Annotated in this window: 17 protein-coding genes and 1 pseudogene; 7 read left to right on the top strand and 11 right to left on the bottom strand. The window is 61.3% G+C overall.

What is annotated here, in order from left to right; all coding sequences use genetic code 11:
* Positions 1-433: 433 nt before the first annotated feature.
* The gene (locus AC3FNH_RS16445; RefSeq protein WP_488720803.1) at positions 434-1564 is read left to right on the top strand and encodes a patatin-like phospholipase family protein; all 1131 of its coding nucleotides are present in this window, start codon (positions 434-436) and stop codon (positions 1562-1564) included.
* Positions 1565-2064: 500 nt separating this feature from the next.
* Here the strand turns inward: AC3FNH_RS16445 and AC3FNH_RS16440 are convergent, their stop codons facing one another.
* Together AC3FNH_RS16440 and AC3FNH_RS16435 are read right to left on the bottom strand one after the other, a co-directional pair.
* The gene (locus AC3FNH_RS16440; protein ID WP_488720802.1) at positions 2065-2277 is read right to left on the bottom strand and encodes an HNH endonuclease; all 213 of its coding nucleotides are present in this window, start codon (positions 2275-2277) and stop codon (positions 2065-2067) included.
* A 287-nt stretch (positions 2278-2564) separates the two neighbouring features.
* Positions 2565-3263 carry a Crp/Fnr family transcriptional regulator gene (locus AC3FNH_RS16435; protein ID WP_488720801.1) on the bottom strand — a complete coding sequence of 233 codons (699 nt, stop codon included), beginning with the start codon at positions 3261-3263 and terminating at the stop codon, positions 2565-2567.
* Between the two features lie 155 nt (positions 3264-3418).
* Here AC3FNH_RS16435 and AC3FNH_RS16430 point away from each other — a divergent pair, with 155 nt between their 5' ends.
* The 4 genes and pseudogenes from AC3FNH_RS16430 to AC3FNH_RS16415 all read left to right on the top strand — a co-directional run.
* Positions 3419-4747 carry an alkyl sulfatase dimerization domain-containing protein gene (locus AC3FNH_RS16430; RefSeq protein ID WP_488720800.1) on the top strand — a complete coding sequence of 443 codons (1329 nt, stop codon included), beginning with the start codon at positions 3419-3421 and terminating at the stop codon, positions 4745-4747.
* Positions 4744-6015 (top strand): DUF1254 domain-containing protein, encoded by a 1272-nt coding sequence (locus AC3FNH_RS16425; RefSeq protein WP_488720799.1) that lies wholly within the window; start codon positions 4744-4746, stop codon positions 6013-6015. Before AC3FNH_RS16430 ends, AC3FNH_RS16425 begins: the two co-directional genes overlap by 4 nt.
* Positions 6016-6096: 81 nt before the next feature.
* Entirely contained in the window at positions 6097-7062 is a 966-nt protein-coding gene (locus tag AC3FNH_RS16420) for a Bug family tripartite tricarboxylate transporter substrate binding protein (RefSeq protein ID WP_488720798.1), read from the top strand.
* 98 nt (positions 7063-7160) lie between these two features.
* Positions 7161-7265 (top strand): annotated as a pseudogene (locus AC3FNH_RS16415) (integrase); the annotation flags it as partial.
* 195 nt (positions 7266-7460) lie between these two features.
* On the opposite strand, the gene AC3FNH_RS16410 reads toward AC3FNH_RS16415, so the two are convergent.
* From AC3FNH_RS16410 to AC3FNH_RS16380, 7 genes are all read right to left on the bottom strand, one after another.
* The gene (locus AC3FNH_RS16410) at positions 7461-8345 is read right to left on the bottom strand and encodes a LysR family transcriptional regulator (protein WP_488720797.1); all 885 of its coding nucleotides are present in this window, start codon (positions 8343-8345) and stop codon (positions 7461-7463) included.
* A gap of 102 nt (positions 8346-8447) precedes the next feature.
* The gene (locus AC3FNH_RS16405) at positions 8448-9881 is read right to left on the bottom strand and encodes an NAD-dependent succinate-semialdehyde dehydrogenase (protein ID WP_488720796.1); all 1434 of its coding nucleotides are present in this window, start codon (positions 9879-9881) and stop codon (positions 8448-8450) included.
* Between the two features lie 68 nt (positions 9882-9949).
* Positions 9950-10927 carry a tripartite tricarboxylate transporter substrate binding protein gene (locus AC3FNH_RS16400; RefSeq protein WP_488720795.1) on the bottom strand — a complete coding sequence of 326 codons (978 nt, stop codon included), beginning with the start codon at positions 10925-10927 and terminating at the stop codon, positions 9950-9952.
* Between the two features lie 121 nt (positions 10928-11048).
* On the bottom strand, positions 11049-12119 hold the full coding sequence (locus AC3FNH_RS16395) for an alcohol dehydrogenase catalytic domain-containing protein (protein WP_488720794.1): 1071 nt from the start codon (positions 12117-12119) through the stop codon (positions 11049-11051).
* A gap of 32 nt (positions 12120-12151) precedes the next feature.
* Positions 12152-14113: an alkyl/aryl-sulfatase gene (locus tag AC3FNH_RS16390; protein ID WP_488720793.1), complete on the bottom strand. Its 1962-nt coding sequence runs from the start codon at positions 14111-14113 to the stop codon at positions 12152-12154.
* Between the two features lie 897 nt (positions 14114-15010).
* A complete protein-coding gene (locus tag AC3FNH_RS16385) occupies positions 15011-16315 on the bottom strand; it encodes a purine-cytosine permease family protein (protein ID WP_488720792.1) in 1305 nt (434 codons plus the stop codon).
* 35 nt (positions 16316-16350) lie between these two features.
* Complete coding sequence (locus AC3FNH_RS16380; protein WP_488720791.1) at positions 16351-17811, bottom strand: amidase; 1461 nt, start codon at positions 17809-17811, stop codon at positions 16351-16353.
* A 194-nt stretch (positions 17812-18005) separates the two neighbouring features.
* Between AC3FNH_RS16380 and AC3FNH_RS16375 the strand changes: the two genes are divergently transcribed.
* Positions 18006-18761: a response regulator gene (locus AC3FNH_RS16375; protein ID WP_488720790.1), complete on the top strand. Its 756-nt coding sequence runs from the start codon at positions 18006-18008 to the stop codon at positions 18759-18761.
* Here AC3FNH_RS16375 and AC3FNH_RS16370 read toward each other — a convergent pair.
* Positions 18680-21037 (bottom strand): hybrid sensor histidine kinase/response regulator, encoded by a 2358-nt coding sequence (locus AC3FNH_RS16370; RefSeq protein WP_488720789.1) that lies wholly within the window; start codon positions 21035-21037, stop codon positions 18680-18682. The two genes, AC3FNH_RS16375 and AC3FNH_RS16370, sit on opposite strands and share 82 nt — an antisense overlap.
* A gap of 68 nt (positions 21038-21105) precedes the next feature.
* Entirely contained in the window at positions 21106-22398 is a 1293-nt protein-coding gene (locus AC3FNH_RS16365) for a purine-cytosine permease family protein (RefSeq protein ID WP_488720788.1), read from the bottom strand.
* A gap of 172 nt (positions 22399-22570) precedes the next feature.
* Here AC3FNH_RS16365 and AC3FNH_RS16360 point away from each other — a divergent pair, with 172 nt between their 5' ends.
* The gene (locus tag AC3FNH_RS16360; RefSeq protein ID WP_488720787.1) at positions 22571-22858 is read left to right on the top strand and encodes a hypothetical protein; all 288 of its coding nucleotides are present in this window, start codon (positions 22571-22573) and stop codon (positions 22856-22858) included.
* The last annotated feature ends 108 nt before the right edge of the window (positions 22859-22966 follow it).

The raw sequence follows: 22966 nt of genomic DNA, 5'->3' as shown, positions 1-22966 counted from the left end.
TCAGTGCTTTGACAACCTCACACCCCTCCCAAGGTAGGGGTGTGGCGTCATTCGTGCGGTGTCGCACATACCGTCTATGCCTGCGCGGGCAGCGTCCCCCAACCGGGCAGCGCAACGCTCAGCCCCAAGAAGAAAAAGGAGAGGCACAATGGCTGAGGACACCACCGCACCGGATCGACCGTTTGAAGATTAGTTGCTATTCGCCCTCCGTCGCAATATCTGCGGACGAGTCGTCTTACCAGCTTTAGGCGTCCCCCCGTCCTGCATTTTGCCACTACCGTACGCCGCCCCACATACGGACGCCAAGATGCAGTCTTGTAGACTGGCCTCGGGCATCTATTCTTTCAAGAGTTTGCCAGCAGCCGGTCCCACCAGAGCTGTTCCAGTGATCCATAACTGAGCGACGAAGATGCCTCATTCGAACGAGCCAAAGGTGGCGAATACCAAGCCGAAGCGCGTCAGCTTGGCTCTGCAGGGTGGCGGCGCCCATGCTGCCTTTACGTGGGGCGTGTTGAACCGGCTGCTTGACCAGGTAGCCAAAGGCAACCTGCTCATTACCGGGATCAGTGGAACCAGCGGCGGCGCCTTGAACGGTGCGGCCTGTACAAGTGGGCTGAACGAGAGCCCAGCAAAGGCGAAGGAACTCCTGGAACAGCTTTGGGAGTCCGTCGGTGCTAGCTCCTATTGGTTTCCGCCCTTCCATAACTTTCCGATATCCGGCCTTCACTCGCCGCAGCAGTTTAACGTCGACTACAACCCGATCGTCATCTGGCAAGGGATGCTTCAGCAAACCACCTCGCCATACATGACGCCTTGGGTGAAGAACCCGCTGCGCACCATCCTCTCACGGCTCATACCGGATTTCGCGACGATCACGCAGCACAATAACCAAGCTCCCGATTTATTCGTCTCGGCGACGAACGTCAATAAAACCGCGCTCCGGATTTTCAAGCCTACGGATATCACCGTCGATGTATTGATGGCTTCAGCCTGCTACCCAACGATGTTCGAACCGGTGAAGATCGAAGAAGAATACTATTGGGATGGTGGCTATATGGCCAACCCTGCCCTCAAGCCGCTTGTTCAACAAGAGGCGCACGACATCCTGACTGTCCTGATTAATCCCCTCCACATGGAGAAAGGTCCGCCCCAGCTACCGCGTCAGATTGTGAACCGGATCAATGAGGTAAGCTTTGGCGCATCATGGGTGACAGAGATGAAGCAAATCGCGTCACTCAACAAGCTCATCCAACGAGGCCTCTTAAGCCCGGACGCAAGAGACGAGGACGGCCGCCCCTATGCCGAGAAACGCTTCCACGTGATCGCCGCGCCCCACTACATGGAAGAAATTGGTGCCGCGTCGAAGAGTACGCCGTCACGAGACCTGTTTCGCGCGCTGCGTGATGCTGGGTCGGAGACGGCGGAGACGTGGCTTAAGAAGAATCTCGAATGTGTAGGCGTGACGTCTACGTTCGAAGTCGAACAAGAAATCAAGGCAAGGACAAAGGGAACAGCCGCCGCGATTCAATCGCTGAAGCCAGGCATCGGGAAGCCGCTAGAGTAACCGCTTGGATGAACCGGCCGCTTCAGGACTCGTGAAAGCCAGTGGCCGGGCGGCCGTACCTCAGGGTAGAGCGTCTCCGACAACTGCTGGACGTTGGGCCCTTGCGGCAATGAGATGTGTTTGTCGTGGCGCCGTAAATTCGGAGCACAGAACCGAAGATCGCACCGCCCGGCATCGAGCCGGGCGGCCACGGCAGTCGATAGGCCGCGAAACCTGTGCGGCGGCGGTCAACCCGGTGACCAGACCTTCACCAGGCGTTTCACAAACGTGAAACCGCCTGCCCTGGGGAGAGCGACCGCCCAACGACATCAATTGCCGCAAATTCCTTCATAGCAAGCTCCGCACTATTAAAGTCTATCGACCAATCTCTGTCATAAATTTTGCAGTCCGGGCACAATTTCTCGCTGGTTAGCCGGCGGCACGTTCGATGGCAAGTGCCGTGGGGGCGTGATGCCGTTACCCGCTTCGAATTGGTCTCGCGAAAGTGAGACCACCAAGATCTACTCGAACCCGAAGTGTTTGCGGTGCCAGGCGAGGTAAGGTGCGTGCCGGGGGTGTACGGATCGCAAGCGATCCGCTTTAACAAGTTCAGCCAGCCCAGCCTCGGCCTTGAGCAGCACCGTTCCATCATTCTGAAAGGCGATCAAGCCACTGTCGAAAAGGCGGTCGATGTTGGCGGACAGCAGCAGCCCGTTGTATTCGTGTCCAGGCACTCAGCCGCGGTGTCGCACAGGGCAAACGGGGGCGCGTGCGAGGCACTGAGGACTTCTTCGATAGCGCATCCTGTCAGGGCGCACCGAGCATCCCACAAGCGCAGCATCCGCTTCCGATAGCCACCCGCTCGGTTGTGCTCGGTGTCGGGCCGCACCCGGCCATTTTCTGCCATCCGCTATCGAAAGATTCAGCCACTCGAGTGGCTGCTCTCATTACAAAGGGGACTTCTACGCGAAGCTGGGGAACGTTCGCGAACTCACAACGCGCAGTCCTGTCAGCGTAGGCACTACGAACCTTTCATTGGACGACGCTCAATATGCTCGCGCGAGATCTCGATTCGGCCTCGCGAGAGAACAATGACTCCCGTTGCCTCCAGCCGGTTCAATTCGAGACCCACGCGATAGCGGGAACCACCAACGGATCTCGCCAGGTCCGCTTGCGTCACCTCGATACAGATTGTGGATGGACTGCCCTGCGGTGACCGCCTTGCCAACTGGACAAGGCGAGCCCATACCTTGTCCGCAAGTGCCTCGAAGGTCTGCGTGCTATACATTTCCAGCACATTGTTCAACCTGCTGGCGAGCATCAGGGTGATGACGAATGCTGTCGTCGAATCATGCCGAAGATACTCCAGGAGCCGGTCTCGCTGGATATGCAGTACCTCGCATTGACGATCGGCAATGATGTCGAAGTTGAAAGGCTGGTTGGCGATCACCGGTGCCAGGGCACCGATCATGCCGGGTTCGATCCAGGCAAGGATGTTCTCGTTCCCGGCGGAGTCATGACTGCAAACGCGCAATAGTCCCTTCTGCACGGCCAGGATCGATTCGGCGTGATCGCCCGCCCAATGCAAGACCTGGCCCCGCCTCCATTGCCGCAGAACGCCGATTTCGCGAAAGGCGAGAAGGGAATGCTCAGGCAAGACCTCCACGCCGTTGATATTTGGCGATGAGCGTCTGGAAGGTGGCCTGGCAGGTACTTTCATGTCCGCCTCCGTCTAAGGGAAGGTACTAGTGCGATTTGCCACGTAGGTGGCATTTCTCGAATGGTACCTCGGCTAGATTGACCACACCCGATCGCCAGGAAGCGCGCCAACGCAACCTGTGCAAAGTGGCCCAATGGAACCCCTGGACAGGCAAGATGACTGAGACTGATTTTCTTTCCCTCGCAGAGCAATACTGGCACGGTCAGGTCGATCTGCTCGAGACCGACCATCCTGTTACCGGGACGTATCCCGGTGCCCAGGAACTTGCACCCGGCCTGCTCTATTTCAAAGGGGTGGCGGCGATTACGGTGATTGACACCGGCGCGGGACTCATCATGCTGGATGCCGGTACCCGCGGCGACATGGACCGCGTTTTCGAAGCGGTCCGGGCGTGGCGCCCCGATACTCCGCTGGTTGCCGCCGTCTTCTCCCAGCACCATCTCGACCACATCTGGGCAACGCGCCGCTTCGACGAAGAAGCGGCAAAGCGTGGCTGGGCCGCGCCGGTTGTGTATGCACACTCGCTGCTGCCCCAGCATCTGGACCGATACCGGAAAACGGCTGGCTGGATCGATGCCGTCAAGGCGCGACAGTTTAGCCGTCAGCTCGGTCGGGCAAAGGGTCCAACGGATTTTCGCTATCCGGACGTGACGTTCGACCGGGCTCTCACTTTGAAGATCGGAGCGTTGACCTTCGAGTTGCGGCATGCCCGGGGCGAAACGGACGATCATGTCTGGGTGTGGGTGCCAGAGCGTCGTTGGCTATTTCCTGGCGACCTGTTCATCTGGGCGGTTCCCAATGCGGGCAATCCTCAGAAAGTCCAGCGCTATTGCGAAGAGTGGGCGACTGCCTTGCGCGAGATGGTGGGGTGCCAGCCTGACGTGATGATCTGCGGCCACGGCATGCCGATCTTCGGCTCGACGCGGGTCAGGGAGGCACTGCTCGATACCGCCGAGTACCTGGAGTCGATCGAACGGCAGACGCTCGCCCTGATGAATCAAGGCTTGCCGTTGGATGACGTCATCCATCGCGTCTCACCTCCTGCGCACCTGGCAAACAAGCCCTACCTGAAGCCCATCTATGACCACCCCCAGTTCCTGGTGCGCAATGTCTGGCGTCGCTACGGCGGCTGGTGGGATGGTGAGCCCGATGGCCTCCTTCCAGCGCCTCGGCACCAGCAAGCCCGTGAATGGATTGCGTTGTCTGGTGGCGTGACCAGGGTCCTCGAGCGTGTTGCAGAACTCGAAGCCGAGAGCGATCTCCGGATGGCGTGTCACCTGGTGGAGCTGGCCATTCTGGCGGAGCCTGGATCGGAGGCCGCGCATCGGGTCCGGGCAAGGATCTACGCAGCGCGTTCGAGCAACGAGGCGGCGACAATGACCCGGGGCATCTTCAATCATGTCGCCAGGTCCAGCCGGGAGCGACGGCGCGATCTGTTGGTCGCAGAGCATCCGGATGCCGCACCCGGAAAGGGGAGCGCATGATGCAGGATCTCGAAGCCACGATCGCCGAGGCATTTGCCTACGGGTTCCCGCTTTATGAGGTGGCCAGAACACGATATCGGGACACCACTGGCTGGATGGGGCAGCCCGGCATTGCGCCAAACACCGTTTGCCACGACCGCAGGCTTGCCGATAACCAGTGCAACTGGATTACGACCCCGAATAACGACACGCTGTATTCGCGGGCGTGGCTTGACTTGTCGGGCGGCCCCGTCCGGGTCACCGTGGACGCGCTCCCACCCGATCGGTACTGGTCGATCGCGTTCATGGATGCATTCACAAACAACTTCGTACTGCTTGGACAGCGCCTTGAAGGGCCCGGGCCGGTCACAGTGACGCTTGCCTGTCCCAACGATCATGACGAGCCGATTGCGGGGCGAGTGATACATGCACCTGGCAATGACGTTTGGCTGCTTGCGCGGTGGATCGTCCATGGTGACGACGACCTCGGGGCCGCTAATGCGATGCAGGACTGTCTGTCAGTGACCCCGTGCAGGCCCGTGCCCGGCCCCGTCGCAGAGCCGACAGACTCGATGGATCCCGCCAACTTCCTGGCTGTGGTTGCCGAACAGCTTGAACGCAATCCGCCACCAGCGGAGGATGCGGCCATCCTGTCGCGAATCGGGGCGGTGGGGATTTTGCCGGGCGCGTACGATCCATGGACCGGTTTGCCCGAGGCAACCCGGCATGCGTGGCAAGCAGGCATGGAAAGCGCTCACAGGCGCATCCAGGCTGCTTTCTTTAGCCGGCGGCGCAACGTCCAGGGCTGGTGGGTACGCGATGAGTCTGAACACGAGAATGATTGCTATGAGTGGCGAGCCGCAGTCGCTCTCGGGGGCTTGGGTGCATTGCCGCCAGTCGAGGCCATCTACATGGGTCGAACGACCGACGACGACGGTCAGTCACTGCATGGCACGAACAACTACTGCCTGACTATCTCCCCTCAGGGCGTTCCCGTAGACGCATTCTGGTCGTTGTCGCTCTATGAACCGACGCCGGATGGACGAAAGTTTTTCGTGGAGAACTCGATCGGCCGGCACTCGATCGGGGACCGAACTGTAGGCCTCCAGAAGGAGCCGGACAATTCAATTCGCATATACATCCAGCACAGGATGCCGGAGGAGCCTGACCGGAAAGGCAACTGGTTTCCGGCACCGACCGGTCATTTCCAACTGACCCTTCGGGCCTACGCGCCGCGTCAGGAGCTTCGGGCGTTTGAAGTCCCATTACCCATCTTGAGCATTGAGTAGCCTTCAGCGTAATCGGTTAAGGGACTCAGCAATCCTTGCGAAGCCACATATTTGTACATGATTCACGGCGGAGACAGACACATGAATCAAACCTGCAAGTATTTGACTTGCGTCCTCTTCATGGCGCTCGGGGCGAAAGGCGCGTTCGCCTGGACCGACAAGCCGGTGCGCATGATCGTGCCTGCCCCGCCCGGCGGCACCATGGACACGGTGGCAAGAATCGTGGCCGATGAACTGACTGCCCAGATCGGCCAGCCGGTAGTGGTGGACAACAAGCCGGGTGCAGGCGGATCCATCGCCGTCAAGTCAATGCTCACGTCCGCGCCGGACGGCCGGACGATCCTGCTGACGACCAGCAACATATTGACGGAGGTGCCCCATGTGCTCAGCGTCGGCTTCGATCCGCTGAAGGACGTGAAGCCTGTTGTTGCGCTCGCGCGCGGCGTCCTGGTGTTTGTAGGGGCGCCGCACGTACCAGCCAAGGACGTGAAGGGCGTTGTCGCCTGGGTAAAGGAGAATCCGGGGAAACTGAGCTATGCATCGTATGGCCCCGGCACCGCTGCACAATACGCCGGCGCCATATTCAACAAGGAAGCCGGTCTGGATCTTGCGCATGTGCCGTTTCCCGGCTCTGTGCCGGCACTGACCCAAGTCATGGGGGGGCAGGTCCCCCTTATGTTCGATGGCGTCGTGACATCCAAACCTCTGATTGCGGCGAGCAAGATCAAGGTATTCGGGGTGGCGTCGAAGACGCGGTGGCCTCAGTTGCCAAGTGTGCCGACGCTCGGGGAGCAGGGCTACCCCGATATCGAGTTCAGGAACTGGACCGGGGTCGTGGTCTCTGCAAAGATTTCTCCTGAACTGACAGAGAAGATCCACGTGGCGGTGTCCAAGGCCGCAGCAACGCCAAAGGTCCGTGACCGGTTGGTTTCCGTGGGCCTTGAGCCCATGCCCGATCAGCCCACAGCCCGACTGGCAAGTGACGTGCGCGTCGAGTTCGACCGTAACGCAACGATCGTCAAATCGTTTGATATCAAGGCGGACTGAGTTTCGAATGCCATGTCGGGTGCGCTTCGGCGATAGATGACATCCTCATCTCCTTGAGGTTCCTTCACGTCTGGCTCCGGCTCCGCCGACTAAGGGTATGTACTCAACTGCTTCTCGGGCACACCAAGCTTGAGAGCACAGTGCGTTACCTTGGCATTGAAGTGGACGACGCACTCGAAATGGCAGAGCAGACCGAAGTGTAGTTAGGGGGCGTGGCCGGCTTGCGGTCGCTTGCCAGTTTGAGTCATTCGGCCTCCGCCCTTCAATGGCCGAGATAACCGATTTGCAGCATTACCGCGGGTACCAAGCTATTGACCGCTGTCAGCCCCCTGACGGACGCCGCGCTCAGTTGTCAACTACGGCGATTCCACTAGTCGGAAGCCTCAACGCATGGGATTTCAGGCCAAGGCATTGATTGTCGCGATCGCTCGCTGTGCGGCAGGCGACAGCGTACGGTGCGCCAGGTGAACAATATCGAAGTCCATGACCATATCGGCACTCGCAATCTCCAATTGCACAAGCGCGCCGGCCTCGACTGCTGCGGTCAGTGCCCGGACCGGCCCCAGCAGCACCGCATCAGACTGGCAGGCCAGTAGCGTTAGGGCATGAAAGTCATTGCTTTCCAGTTGCAGCGGAAGCCTTTCGTCACTACGACAGCCCAAAAGCTTTCGTAGCGGGCCAGCACCCCGGACAGGAAAAGGCACAGATATCAGCGTGGCCTCGCGCAACTGTAATGGCGTGATTCGACTACTGTTACGAAGGGGATGTGATGGACGGACAAAGAAACCTGCTCCCTCCGGCCGCAAACGGTGCACCGCAAAATCCTCACTTTGCGGAACGGTGCGGCGTTCGACAATAACGAAATCGAGCGACTCTGCCTGCAAAGCAGCCAGGAGCGCGGGCGGACTGTTGACCTCCGCCGCAACCTGCAACTGCGGCCACTCGGCATGGAGCGTCCGTAGGGTGTCCGCCAGCAACGTTGCAGCGGGAAACGGGCCAAGTCCGAATTGGACATTGCCGATCACATGCTCACGCAGAAGGGTCAGATCACGAGTCAGGCAACGCGTCTCGAACATGATGCGCTTCGCGCGCTCGACGACCATCTGCCCCACAGCGGTGAGTGTGACGCCACGAGTACCACGATCGCACAACTGCATGCCAACCTCTGTTTCAAGGGCCTGGATGCTGCGCGTCAACGCTGGCTGGGTCAAGTGAACACGGCGGGCCGCTCCCGCGACCGATCCCTCTTCCGCTACGGCAATCAAATGCTCTAGACGCTTCAAGTTCAATCCGAGTCCCCCGCGCATTAATGACATGGCAAGCCCGGCGATTATATGCCGGAGAACTCAGCCGCCGTTTCCCACCCGCATTGCTGGCCGGGGCAATCAGATCTGGGTGATGAACTTGGTCACCAGGTAGCCGTCGAACGTTTCTTGGCCGCCTTCGCTGCCGATCCCGGAGTCCTTAGTGCCGCCGAAAGGGGTCTCGGCGAGCGCCACGCCGAAATGGTTGATACTGACCATGCCAGCTTCGAGTCCATTGGATACTTCGGTCGCGGTCTTCAACGAACCGGTGAAGACGTATGCGGCGAGGCCGTACGGCAGACTATTGGCGCGACGCAGCACATCTGCCGTCCCAGTGAAACGCGTGACCGGTGCCACCGGGCCGAAGGGCTCGTCAACCATAAGCCTTGCATCGTCGGGGAGATCCGTCACTACGGTTGGCGCGAAGAAGTGGCCTCTGCCGACGCTGCCAATGCGGGCCCCACCAGCTACGACCCTGCCGCCGCGATAGTCGGCATCCTCCAGGAACTGCTCCATGGAAGCAATACGGCGTCCATGCGCAAGCGGCCCCATTTGCGTGCCGGCGTCCAGACCATTGCCCACCTTGATCGAGCTGAATACCTCGGTAAAGCGGGCCAGGAACTTGTCGTAGGCTTTCTCTTGCACATAAAAGCGCGTTGGCGAAACGCACACCTGCCCCGCATTGCGCAACTTGAAGCGCGCCAGCATCTCGGCGGCCGGCTCGATATCAGCGTCATCGAAGACCAGGACCGGCGAGTGACCACCCAATTCCATCGTCACGCGTTTCATCTGCGCCCCGGCCAGCGCAGCGAGTTGCTTGCCAATCGGTACCGAGCCGGTAAACGATATCTTGCGCACAATCGGCGATTCGATCAGGTAAGTCGAGACCTCGCCCGGCACGCCCCATACGATATTCAGCACGCCAGGCGGCAAGCCCGCGTCATGGAATAGCTGTGCCAGTGCCACGACGGCACTCGGCGAGTCCTCCGGGCCCTTGAGAATCAGCGTACAACCCGCCCCTACCGCAGCCACTATCTTGCGAATGGCCTGGTTGAATGGGAAATTCCACGGCGTGAAGGCGGCACACACTCCCACTGGGTCTCGCACCACGATCTGGCGTACGCCCGTCTGGCGAGGCGGGATCACGCGCCCATAGATCCGGCGGCATTCTTCCGCGTGCCACTCGGCATGGTCGGCACAGCCCATCACCTCGGCGACGGCTTCGGCCAGCGGCTTGCCCTGGTCCAGCGTGATATTGCGGCCGATGTCGCTAGCGCGCTCGCGGGTCAGTTCGCCCACCCTGCGCAGGATCTTCGAGCGCTCCATTGGTGAGGATTTCTTCCAACTCTCAAAGGCACGCTGCGCAGCGGCCAGCGCGCGGTCGAGGTCGCCGCGAGTTGCGTGTGGCAACTTCCCCAGCACCTCCAGGGTCGCCGGGTTGACCACGTCCTGCTCCTGCCGGCCACCGCCCTTGACGAATTCTCCATCTATGTAGAGGGCGAGATCCTGGTACATGACTGTCTCCGATAATTTGTTGAAAGATGGACTAGCCGACGTTCGCGGGCCTCAATCCGTCGGCTTCATCAGGGCTTGATATGGAAGTCACTCACAATGGCACCGTTTCGCTCCGACTCCTTGCGCAATCCCTGGCTGAGTTGAGCGACCGTTTGCACCGGAATCTGCCCAAAGCCGAGTGTCTTGATACCTTCTTGCCCCTTTGGTGTCGACATTGCCTTGTATGTCGCGTCGTGGATCTTGTTGACCAAGTCGCTCTTTGTCTGAGCAGACACGAAGACGCCGAACCAACTGCTGAATGACAGATCCGGATATCCCAGCTCGGCGAAGGTCGGGATCTTCGGGAGCAGAGGCGAGCGCTTTTCGGCAGCCACGGCGTATGGACGAAGCTTTCCGGAGGCGATGTACGGCAGGGAACTGACCACAGCGTCGTACATCATCGTGACTTGCCCCCCCATCACCTGCGTCAGAGCCGCCGGCGCGCCTGTGAACGGCACGTGCTCCACATCCAGCCCGGCCTTCTTGTTCAGTATCAGCCCGGCATAGTGAGCGGTCGTCCCGATACTAGGGGACGCAAAGCTCAGTTTGCCGGGATTGGCCTTTGCGTAAGAAATCAGACCTGGCAAGTCGCTAGCCTGCAGGTTTGACGAACTGACCAACACCAGGTCCGTCTTTGCCAGGGCTGCAACCGGCGTTACATCCTTCAGTGGGTTGTATGGCACGCTCATCACGTGCGGGATCTGCGTAAAGACGTGGGTGGAGGTGAACAGAATGGTGGTTCCGTCGGGCGACGCACCCAGCATGGCCCTGACAGCGATGCTGCCGCCGCCACCCGGCTTGTTTTCAACCACCACGGGCTGACCCAGTTCGGCGGATAGGCGTTCGGCTGTCACGCGGGCAAGTGCGTCCATGGACCCGCCTGCGGGGGCTGGCACCAGCATCCGAACTGGATTGCTGGTCCACGCCATGGCTGTCGGTACGGATAACGCCAGGGCTGCGGCGACAGCAACCTGGCGGATATGAATCGAGGTCCAACGTTGGTTCATGGTCAGCTCCATTGGATTGGCCTGTATGGGTGTGCGTTCGCATGGCGCTGTCCGCTTCGAAATCGAGCGGCAGCGCACGTAGAGGAGATCGGGTATCGGCGACTGTCGGTTGCGGCGAAGGCTACGACTCCGTTACCTCGGAGAAGTCGAGTACCGTGCGACCAACGACACGTCCCTCGTCCAGATCCTGCAACGCCTCATTGATCTCGGCAGCATTGCGTATGCGGATCGGAAGAGGCGACAACTTGCCTTCCCGCGCCAGAGCGACAGTCGCTCGCAGATCCGCAATCGTTCCCACGAACGAGCCGACGATCGAAATCGAACGCATGGAAATCGGCGGCATGGGTGTTACCAATTCGCCCCCATGAAGTCCGCAAAGCACATAGACACCGCCCTTGCGCAAAGCCGCTTGCACGAGACTGAATGTTTTCGGCGTGCCGACAAAATCGATGGCGCCGGCTAGCATGCCCTCGGCAGCACCGGCCAGCGCAGCGGCGGCGCCATCGCGATCGCTGCGCACTGTCTTGGCGGCGCCGAGACCAGCGGCAGCGGCCAGTTTGTCATCGTCCACATCACAGGCAATGATGTTCTTGACGCCCCGGGCACGCAGAATGGAGATGGCTGTCATCCCGACGCCGCCACATCCGACCACGGCAACCCAGTCCTTCTCCGTCATGTCCGGCAACTTCGACACGGATGCATAGGATGTGACCCCTGAGCAGGCAAGGGTTGCCGCAAAGGCATCATCAAGGCCGGTGACATCGACGAGCAGGCGCGGGTCAGGGACAACAAGATGCGTTGCGAAGCCTCCCGGCACGACGATGCCGATGTTCCTGGGAGTCGCGCACAAGTCCGTTCGCTCGGCCTCGCATGCCCAGCACTTGCCACAGCCGTTCCACGGGAAAACAAGGCGCTTGTCTCCGGGCTTCACTTCCGTAACATCTTCGCCGCAGGCAACGACTGTCCCAAGCGGCTCGTGCCCAAGCGTGAGGGGGGGAAGCACCCCACTGGCACTCAGTGCGGCCTTGTTGCCGCCCCCGAGATCAAAATATCCCTTCCAGAGATGCACGTCGGAATGGCAGAGGCCGGCATGTGAAATCCGAATGACCACCTCGCGTCCTTTCGGAACAGGCGTCTCGCGAAGACGCACTTGGAGCGGCTTTCCGTGCTCGACAACGTCATAGCTCAGCATGGGTAAATTCCTCTTCTTGCCTGACCAGCGGTTCAGGGCAACACGATATTGAAAAAGGGATCGAATTTGTCCAGTAGTCCCAGCCACGTAGCAATGGCCGCCTCATCGCCACACAGACAGGCATGAGCTGCATCGACTTCGTCATGCAGCGTGGTCGGGTCCGCAGCGATCCGCACCAAGGCGCTGCGAGGCATGGTCATGGTTGCCTGCGGCGCGGCATGGAGCGTGTCGGCCTTGTAGTGAAAAACACAGTTCTCGACTGTGAGCGCGTAGCGCTTCTGTGAATCCGACGCGATCCAGTTGATCGCGATCGAGTGGCCGGCGGCCCGATCTCCGTTGAGGCGGATGGCCAGATAGTCCAGGAACATCGCGTCAGTCATGGCGCGCTGCATATCCGCCGTGTTGCGCGCGACGATGTTCCTGCGCACGCCGTTGCGTAGTTCATACGCTCCACTGAGGAATGCACTCCGCCAGGTAGCGGACTCTGTCTGGTAGCCCAGTTGCTCCAGCGCGTCGGCTTGCAGGTTACGTGCTTCCTGGTTGGCGGGATCTGCGAAGACTACGTGCTTCATCACTTCGGCGACCCAGCGATACTCGCCGCGGGCGAACGACACCCGCGCCCGTTCGATCACCACCGCCGCACCACCCATGTACTCCACGTAATTCCGGGCTGATTCAACTGGCGGCAGCGGATACAGGTTGGCCGGATTGGCGTCATACCAGCCCAGATAGCGCTGGTAAACTGCCTTCGCATTGTGGTTCACCGTGCCGTAGTAATCCCGCAGGTCCCACTGGTTAGCCAGCGAAGGCGGCAATTTCACCTGCTCGCTGATCTCGATGGGAGTGAAGCCATGATTGGCAAGACGCAAGGATTGATCGTGAATGAACTTGTAGGCGTCACGCTGATTGCGAAGGAATGCGCCGATGTTCTCCCGTCCCCACTTGGGCCAGTGGTGCTGGGCAAATTGCACGTCGGAACGCGGGCCAAACCGCTCCAGCGTGTCATCCAGCGCGCGCCACCACAGGTTTGCATCGCGCACCTGGGCACCACGGATCGTGTAAAGGTTATGCATGACGTGTGTGGCATCCTCCGACGTGCACAGGGCGTTCCACTGCGGGAAATACATCAGCATCTCGGCTGGCGCCTCGGTGCCTGGTGCCATCTGGAACTCGATCTCGACTCCGTCGATGGTACGAACTTCGCCGCTCTCCTTGATCAGGTCTGTCGGTGCAATCAGGGAGATGGTGCCGTACGAAGTAGCTTTACCCAGGCCTGAATCTACGTGGCCGGTCACGCCTTTCGGCAGGTTTCCGCCATACATGTATTGCGCCCGACGCATCATGGCGTTGCCCGCGAAAACGTTCTCGCTGACGGCTTCTTCCAGGAAGCCTTCCGGCCCCAGCACTACGACGCGGCCAGCCTGTACATCCTCTTCGCGGATGACACCTTTGACACCTGCGAAATGGTCGCCATGGCTGTGGGTATAAATCACGGCGACGACAGGCCGCTTCGGGCGGTGCTGGTAGTACAGCGAGAGGCCGGCATGAGCTGTTTCCGTTGCTGTTAGCGGATCGATGACGATCAGGCCGGTTTCGCCCTCGATGATCGTCATGTTCGAGATGTCGAATCCACGAACCTGGTAGATCCCGTCGGTGACCTTGAACAGACCGTTCAGAAGGTTCAACTGCGCCTGTCGCCACAAACTGGGGTTGACCGTGGGCGGCGCCTTCTTGTCATTCAGGAACGCGTAGCTTTCCAGGGACCAGACCACCCGACCTTCTGCATCGCGAATATCACCGGTTTCCAGCGTCCCCATGAAGCCCCGCTGCGCGTCCTCGAAGTCCTGGCGGTTAGCGAAAGGCAGTCGCTCCAATACAGCGGCATTCGCAACTTCGGTATCTCTCGTGGCCGGCTTCGGTTGCTCATATGCGGGTTCTGCAACGCCCGTCTGACTGGATGTGGCTTCTGCCAACAAGGTGTTCTGTCGAAACATGCGATGTTCCTGGAGGAAATAGGTCGAAGATCAGTTGCCCCTGGCCGTCGCTGGACAGAAAGCACGCGAGGTTCGTTGGACAGTCAGCCCGCTGATTCCAACTATTTGACATGGATGTTGGCAATAAACCAAGTGCAACTTTTATATCGATCCAATGCGCGATATGCATACCCAGCCGCAGCGTTCACTTGGCGCCTTCAAGGGAGGTGCAGTCGCGTGGCCTGAAAGACACCCATCTGTGGTTTGGTACTACTTAAGGGCACTTACGATGGCTTCGCGATCCGGGACATACCGGGAAACCACTGACTGGCAAAGAGGAAGAAGAGGCGTCTACGAACACAAGGCGGTGTCGGCTGCTGCGTTGTTCGCTGAGCGTCCGAAAGGGATCCGAAATCGCTCGCCGTCCTGAGCCCGGGAATGGCTGGTTCGTTGGCGAGTCCAGCCATTCAGGCAGATGAGGTCAGATGTCCGAGTTGGGTCGGCTACGGCCCCACGCGGGATGGTCCGGGAGGAACGCTCGGTTGTGTTCAGCGTCGGGCGGCATGCGGCCACTAACTGCCGTTCGCAACTTCCGTCACGTAGTCAATTGAGCGACGCCTCTGCATCCCAAAGCCGCCATTACTGTCATCGGGTGCCCGTTAGCCTCATATACTTCAGCCAGGGCCAGATACCACTGAAGCTGCGGGCGTTCCTTGACTTTGCGAATTCCACGGCTAAGAAATCGCCTCGGCTACGCGCAGTCATGAATGACGGAGTCGACCGGATGGACTGTTACCTGCGATATCGCTATGACATTTCGGCGCCCCGGGGGCGAGCACTGCCTCTTGTCATTCTGCGTTGATTCGCCCCCCGCGTTTTGCAGGGCCGCCATTTTGCGGCTCGCAGAACGGCGCCCCCCTACAGCAAGCCATTGCGCTGACGCACCTCGCGCAGCGCGCCCTGCGACAACACATAATGCGCCACGGCACCGACCAGCATCCCAGCAACGGCTTCCGAAAACCACGGCGCCATCCCGTGAACGAACAATGCGGAGAGCGCGCCCAGTGCCCACGCGGCGAAGGCGCTGCCGCGGAAGTTCGGTACGTCATCGTCATGCGAGTAATGCCGAACGAATATCTGGTCGACGATGATGACGGCGCCGATCGGCGGTACCAGCACGCCGAGCAAGTTCAGCCAGTCCAGGAACAGGCTCCACACGCCGGCCACGGCCAGCAACCCGCCAAGCAGGCCAAGCAGGACCGTCATGGTTCGCATCTTCTTGCTCGCGATGCGTCCCCAGCCAACCGCACCGTTGTAGAGGCAATGCGTGCATACGGACCCCAGGTTCACAAAGACGAACACCAGCGCAATGGCCGACAGCAAGCCCCCATGTCCGGTGAGCACCGACATGAAGTCGCCCCCCTGCGTGGCCGGCGCCGCGGCAGCGCCCGCGCATACGATCAGGATGCCAAAAAGCTGGGCTGTTATGTTCGCAAACGGAAACGCCGTCAGCGTCGCGTAGACTGCACTCCTTCCGTCCTTTGACCAGCGGGTGAAGTCCGCGGTCATCGTGCCGGAATCGGCAAAGGTCGCCACCACCAACGTGACCGCGCCGCCGAAGGACATCATGCTGCCCACCCCAAGCCCGTCGTAGTGAAACACGGCTCCCAGCGAATGCTCCGATCCGATCAGGTACAGCGCCACGAAGCCGAGCACCACGTAGAGCGGCGCGGCGATCATGCCGACGATCGACAGGGCGCGAATGCCAATGAACGTCACGCCGGTATAGAGCAGGGTGGCCCCGACAATGGTGGCCGTTTCGTTCCAGCCGAACGACGCATGGACCGTCGTGCCGGTGAGGCCGGTCTGAAACGCGTACCATCCCACGACGACGCTCGCGAGAAAGCCGGAAGTGATCGCATAGCCCTTCCTTCCAAACGTGCGTTCGGCCTGGAGCCCGAAATTGCGGCCGGTACTGCCGGCGATGAAGCTCAGCGTGCCGACGTAGGCAAGCAGGATCGCATTGCCCATCAGGATCGCGAGCAGCGCTCGCGAGAAGCCGAGGTTATAGGCGATGATCCCGCCGAATACCGCGTTCGTAATGATCATTGGAAAGCCGAACCACACCGCCGCCACTGACGACAGCCGATGACGATGCGAGAGCGGGACGGGCTTGTGCTCGAACTCTTCGTCGAGCCCATGCTGTTCGGTTGGATGGGTCATGGGGTTCCCCTGGGTTTCTTGACTGGACAGGCGGGTCATTGCACGAGACCGAGGTCCTTGAGTAGCGGCGGCACGGTGTTGCGCCACGGACGCACCCGCTCGAACGCCGCCGACGCGCGCAGCACTAGCGGATCGTCGAGATGACGCCCGACGATTTGCAGGCCGACCGGCAAGCCATCGCTGGTGAAGCCCGCAGGCACCGAGGCTGCTGGCTGTCCCGTCAGATTGATCGGATAGGTGAACGCGAGCCACTGTGTCGGCGCAACCATGCGTCCGTCGATTTTCTCGGGACCCTGGCAATGCACCGGGAACGGCGGAACCGCCAGCGTCGGCGTGAGCAGCAGGTCATAGTTCGCCATGAAGCGCCACATCTTGTTGACCACGCTTTTGCGGGTCACCATTGCATTGGTGAAGTCCTCCGCCGTCCACGGATGATTCAGCAGTGCGACCAGGTGTGGCGACATCTCCTTGCCCCACTGCGCCACCATCTCGCGCATGCCCTTGAGGTCGGTGTCCATCGCGACGATTGCCCAGAACGCGTCGAAGGGATCGCTCCAGCCGGGATGCGCGATCTCGACGCTGCAGCCGAGATCGCGCTCGAAGACACGCACGGCGTCATCAACGACGCGTCGCACCTGCGGGTCGACGGCCGCATAGCCCCAGTCCGGGCTGTACGCGACCCGCAGCCCTTTCAGGTCGCCATCGAGCGCCTCGCGCCAATCGAAGCCAGCGGTGGGCAGCGAATGACGGTCGCGCGGATCGGGGCCTGCGATGACTGACAGCATCAGGGCGCTGTCCGCCACGGTCCGGCTCATCGGGCCGATATGTTCGAGGCTCTCCCAACTCGACACGCCCGGATAGCGTTCGTCGCGGCAACCGGGATAGAGCGGCACGCGCCCCATCGACGGCTTGATGCCGTAGATTCCCGAGTGCGCCGCCGGAATGCGGATCGACCCACCGCCGTCGCTCCCGATGGCAAACGGAATCTCTCCGCTTGCCACCGCCGCGCCGGAGCCTGCGCTGGAGCCGCCCGGCGTCATGTCCAGGTTCCATGGGTTCCGGGTGGTTTCGAATATTGGGTTGTGGCCGACACCGCTGTATCCGAATTCCGGGACATTGGTCTTGCCGACGATAATGGCGTCGGCCTGCTTCAGGCGCTCGACCACGACGTCGTCTTCGTCGGGCACGAAATCCCTGTATGCGGGAGATCCGGAAGCCGTCCTGATGCCAGCCGTGCAAACCAGGTCCTTGATGCCGACGGGCACGCCTGCCAAGGGACCAACGTCATCGCCACGCAGGATGCGCGCCTCCACCTGGCGGGCCTGGTCGCGAGCCGCTTGCGCAATAATCGTGCAAAACGCATGGATCGCCGGCTCGACGGCTTCCATCCGCGCCAGGTGGGCCTCGACCACTTCGACGGGCGAAAGCTCCTTGCTGCGCATGGCCCTTGCGAGGCCGACCGCGTCCATGCCGCAAATCTGTTGCTTGATATCCATGATCAATCTCTGTAGCAGTTCGTTGGGGTGGTGATCTCACTATCGGGCGATCTTGTGAACGAGTCTGCCCCGCAAATTGAACAGGCTATGGCGGTTTGTTAAAATTTGTGAATAGCGGCGCAAAGACGGCATGAGACGCACGAGCGTCGGCCGGCGCCGCGGACAGACGGCCCAGGAGACTTCGCGAGGACCCCATGCAGCAGAGCCGGACAGACCAGTGCATTGCCGTGGTCGACGACGATCCGTCAATTCGCGAAACACTGGCAGGCTTTCTAGAGGCGGAGGGCTACGACATCTGTTGTGCGGCCGACGCTGACGAACTCGACCGCCTGATGCTCATTCGTCCCGTGGATCTCGTGCTGCTGGATATTCGGCTGCCAGGACGCGACGGCCTGTCGCTGACGCGTGACCTGCGCGAGAAGTCCGAAATGGGCATCATCCTGATCACGGGCCGCAACGACCGGGTGGATCGCATTCTGGGCCTCGAATATGGCGCGGACGACTACATTGCGAAGCCCGTCGACGAACGTGAACTGCTGCCGCGCGTGCGTAACCTGCTGCGGCGCGTCGAACACAGCCGGGACGTCGCCGCGCCCTCGGCGCTGTCATTCGGCCAGTTCCGACTCGACACACGTGGCCGCAGCCTGACCGGTCCGGCGGGTGAGAATGTGGCCCTCACGACCGCGGAGTTTGACCTTCTTCTGGTACTTGTCAGGAATGCCGGCCACGTCATGTCGCGCGAGCGGCTGATGTCGGCCATCAAGCGGCGCCGCTTCGAATCAATGGACCGGACGGTCGACACGCTGGTGCGTCGTTTGCGTCGCAAGATCGAGGCGGACCCCGACAACCCGCACCTGATCAAGACGGTTCACGGCACCGGGTATCTGTTCTCGGGCCCGGCGGCCGCGGGCGACATCAGGACGCCCACGAAGCGCTCCACGTCCCGGTAGATCGTCACGACTATCAACGCCGCATCCAGGACTTCTGTGGCGCTGCCTGTCCGGGCAATCTGCTCGAGCCTGGCGGCCGCCTTCGCCAACTGGTCAAATCCGACGTTCGATGCGGCGCCCGCAAGGCGATGCGCGTCTTCCGCGACCGTGTCCAGCGCGGCGCGGGCGCAGCCGGTCGCGATGCCTTCCACTGCATCGGCCGCCGTTTGCGAGAACGCCACGACGATGCGCAGGGTGCGATCCTGCCCGAGCTTCTGGCGCAGCCGGCCGAGGCGCTCCGGCTCTTCGATGGCAGCGGATGTCACCGGCAGCGCCACCTGCCTCAGCGCCGAGCGCAGCGCTTCCACCTCGACCGGCTTTTCGATGATTCCGTCGATGCCGCGCAGCAAATAGAGCGGTCTGTCGGTCGGCAGCGGATTCGCCGTCAGCCCGAGTATCGGAGCTGTATGCCGGTTCGGCTCGCGGCTCGACCGGATCGCGGCGGTAGTGGCAAGACCGTCCATCACAGGCATGCGGATGTCCATCAATATCAGGTCGAATTGTCGGGTCTTGAGGATATCCAGCGCCTCCTGCCCAGAGCCGGCAGTCGTCACATCGCATCCTTCGGCGCGCAGCAATTCGCCCACGACATCGCGATTCAGCGCCACGTCGTCGACAACCAGCACGCGCGAGGCAGGCGCCGGCCTCGGCGCGCGCTCCGCTTTACCCAGCGCAAGGTCGAACGGTAGGCGCACCGAGAAGGTCGTGCCTTCCCCGATCATGCTGCGCACCGAAATCGAGCCGCCCATCGCTTCGGCAAGGCCCTTGCTGATGGCGAGGCCAAGGCCGGTTCCTTCAAAGCGCCTTTCATGTCCGGCTTCCGCCTGCGAGAACGGCCGGAAGAGCCGCGGGATGACTTCTGGCGCAATGCCGATTCCCGTGTCGGCCACGTCGATGACGATTTCGATCGAATCGTTGACGCGGCCAGCGACATCCGTCCTGACCTCGATATGCCCGGCGTCAGTGAACTTGATGCCATTGCCGACGAGGTTGATGATGATCTGCTGCAAGCGCGCAGGGTCGCCGAACACGGCTGGCGGCAGCGGCGCGAGAGCGCTCACGCGAACCATCAGCCCCTTCTCCGCGGCAGCCGCGCTCGCCAGTGTGGCCGCGCCCGTGATCACCTCACGCAGATCGAAGCAGCGCCGCTCCAGCCGGATGTGCCGGACCTCGAGCAATGCAAAATCGACGATATCGTTGATGATGACGGCCAGCGTCTTGCCTGCCTGGATCATCCGTCCCACGATCTGCGCCGCGCCATCAGGAAGCTCATGTTGCACGAGCAGTTGCGCAAGCCCAAGCACCCCGTTGACGGGCGTGCGCAGTTCATGGCTGATCATGGCGAGCGATTCAGACTTCATCCGCTCGAGTGCCTCCGCCGCGTTCTTCGCCTTGACGAGCGCACGCTCGGCTTCGTGCCTCACCGTGATGTCCGCCACACTCGCGATGATCATCCGCTTCGAGCGAACCGACAGCGACTGTCGCGAGACCAGCAGATGGCGCACTGCGCCGGCCTGGTTGCCGGTCTCGAATTCGCAAGTCTCGATCGCGCCGCCCGTTTCCTCTTCGGAGACCAGCCAGGTGAACAGTTTCACCTCGCGCCGCAGTGCTTCCTGCAGCCGTCCCGGCGTGCGCGGCGGATCGTCCAGGAACAGGTCGAGCGCCTGACGGTTGGCGAATTCGACCTGCCCTTGCGCATCGATCAGCAAGAGCGGAATGGGCGAAGCGTCCAGCAAGCGGTGAACCGAGTAGTCGCTCAGGCGGCTTTCTCGCACCAGCAGGAGCAGGCACCCAAGGAAGAACACCGCCGCAATATCCATCGCAAGACGGCCGAACAGCCCCGCCGCCAGCGCCGAGAGCGGCGCGGACGTCGCGACGGCGAACTTGCTGTCACGAAGCGAAGCGAATAGCGCCCCATTCCGGATGACGAAACGGCCCCTGGTATCCTTGGCCTGCGCCTCTGTCAGACCATCGCAAAACGGACTTGCCGCGCAGCCCGATGCGAGCGGAATGACGATCGTTTTCTGCCCCGGCCATGCGGGGATGCCACCGAGGAAGTTGCCCGAATCGTGTTCACCGTCGTCGATCAGCGTGACGCCGTCTGACGGATCGGAACGGAGTTCGGCGAAAGCGAGCTGGGCGGCAAGGCGTGCCTGATGCAGAAGCAGATTGTCGAGTGCGTCCTTGCGTGCCTGGAATAGCAGGTACGCGAGCGAGGAGATCAGCACGATCACCACGATGGCGGTTCTAGCCTCGGTAGGGGGACGCGGAGTGACCGGTCTGCTTGGGGCGCCGAACATGCGTATCAGTCGAGCGCTTCCGCCCCGGCAGACTGGCCGCCGAGATCGGCGCCAAGGTGTCGTGAAGCGATGCCGGACATGACGAGATAGAGGCATCCGGCAACCGGCGCACTAACAAGCGGTGTGATCACGCCGGGAATCAGCCGGTGACAGAACACCGCCACCAGCATCCCTGCTCCGGTGGCGAGCAATGCCGCCAGGTTCACCGGCGCTGTCCGTGCGCGCGAAAAACCCGCCCGTACGCGCACGACGTAGTAATCCGCGATGATCACGCCGCCGATTGGAGATGCCATGGCTGTCAACAGCAGCGTCCAGCCGGATACATCGCCAACGCTGTTGGTGATGGCGAGAAGAATGCCAAGGAGCATCGCGGCGCCCGCGACACCCATCCAGGGCAGTGTCGGGAACGCACTCTTGAACGTTACGGCGGCGTTTGTCAGGCACGCATCGCAGGTGGTCCAGTTGGCGATGATGACCAGCGCCAGCAGCAGCCACGACAGCGCATTGCCCGCAGTGAAGAGGTCGTTCACCTTTGTGCCTGATGCCGCAAGCAGTACACCCAGAATCAGGAACGGCAGGTTCGCCAGCAGGAAGCCGAATGCCGTCGCCTGAACCGCTTCGTTGCCGGTTCGGCAATACCTTACGATGTCGCCCGTCATCGTACCGCTCACGACGAAGGTGCCGAAGGCAATGCACACGCCCGTGCCGAACGGCATCGGCCCGCCGATCGGGCCATCCAGCAGCACGTCCCATCTGGGTGCGAGCCGATGCGCGAAGACGACGATGGCGAATACGGCCATCGCAGGGATCCCGATCGCAGTCATGTTGAAGCTGCGGCTGATTCGGACGATGACCGGCATCGCGAACAGGACGCCTATCAGGCAGATTGCGAGCTTCGATTCGCCCTGCACGTGCAGCGCGGTGACCAGGATGTCCGCCGTCACGGCAACGTGGAACGCAAACCAGCCCGTAACCAACACCCCCAGCAGCGCGCCGGGCATGATGGCACCCCAGCGGCCAAAGACGCCTTCCAGCACGAGCTGCGAACTCAGGCCCCATCGCCCGGCGGCGAAGCCTATTGCCGCCGAATAGATGAAGAGAATCCAGTTGCCGAGGGTCGCCGCAAACAGCGCGTCGAACGTGCCCAGGGAGGCCTGCAGGTAACCGCCGACGATGATGGAGGCAAATGCGGACGAGAAGCCCGTCCACGCAAACGCGGGGAACAGGAGGCCACGCCGCCGGGGTAGCGGGATGGGCGCCGTAACGCTGCCGTCACTTGATTCGCCAAGACGGTTCATGGATCCTGGTCAATCCAGTCATACTGGAGTTGATCTGCATGCCAGATAGTCTCACAGGCGCAGCTCTATGACGCCGTACTCGAACCGTGTGGACTGAGCATCTTGCAACGATCGGTCCTCCTGCATGTCGCGCGGGCCGATCGCCCGACCATGACCGAGTTGGCCCCACGCCATGGTGTTGGACCGCTCAGCACTGGCACGCAACCTTCAACCGCTGGAGCGAGATGGATATCTAATACAGGGGCGTGATGAACGCGATGGGCGGAGCCGGCGCGTTGAACTGACACTGTCGGGACGCGACAAGCTTGCCGAAGCAAACGTACTCTGGCGACGGGCACAGGAACGCTTCGAATTGGTCTATGGCGCCGAGCGCGCCACAGCCTTGCGTCTTGCGCTGGCCGAAATCTACTCGGATGAGTTCAGTGAGGCGTTCAGCACCGGCACGTCCGGGCGGCCGTAGCGTCGTCGCCGCGTGGGGAGCTAACGGGACCTATCCGGAAATTTGTGTACGAGGCATATCATGAGAGGTAATGACCATGGATATGCCGATGAAGAAGAAACGTACGGT

The sequence above is a fragment of the Cupriavidus sp. 22TCCZM01-5 genome (genome assembly GCF_057798915.1).
The sequence above is the reverse complement of the archived record's forward strand: the minus strand, read 5'-3'. Positions and strand labels throughout refer to the sequence as shown.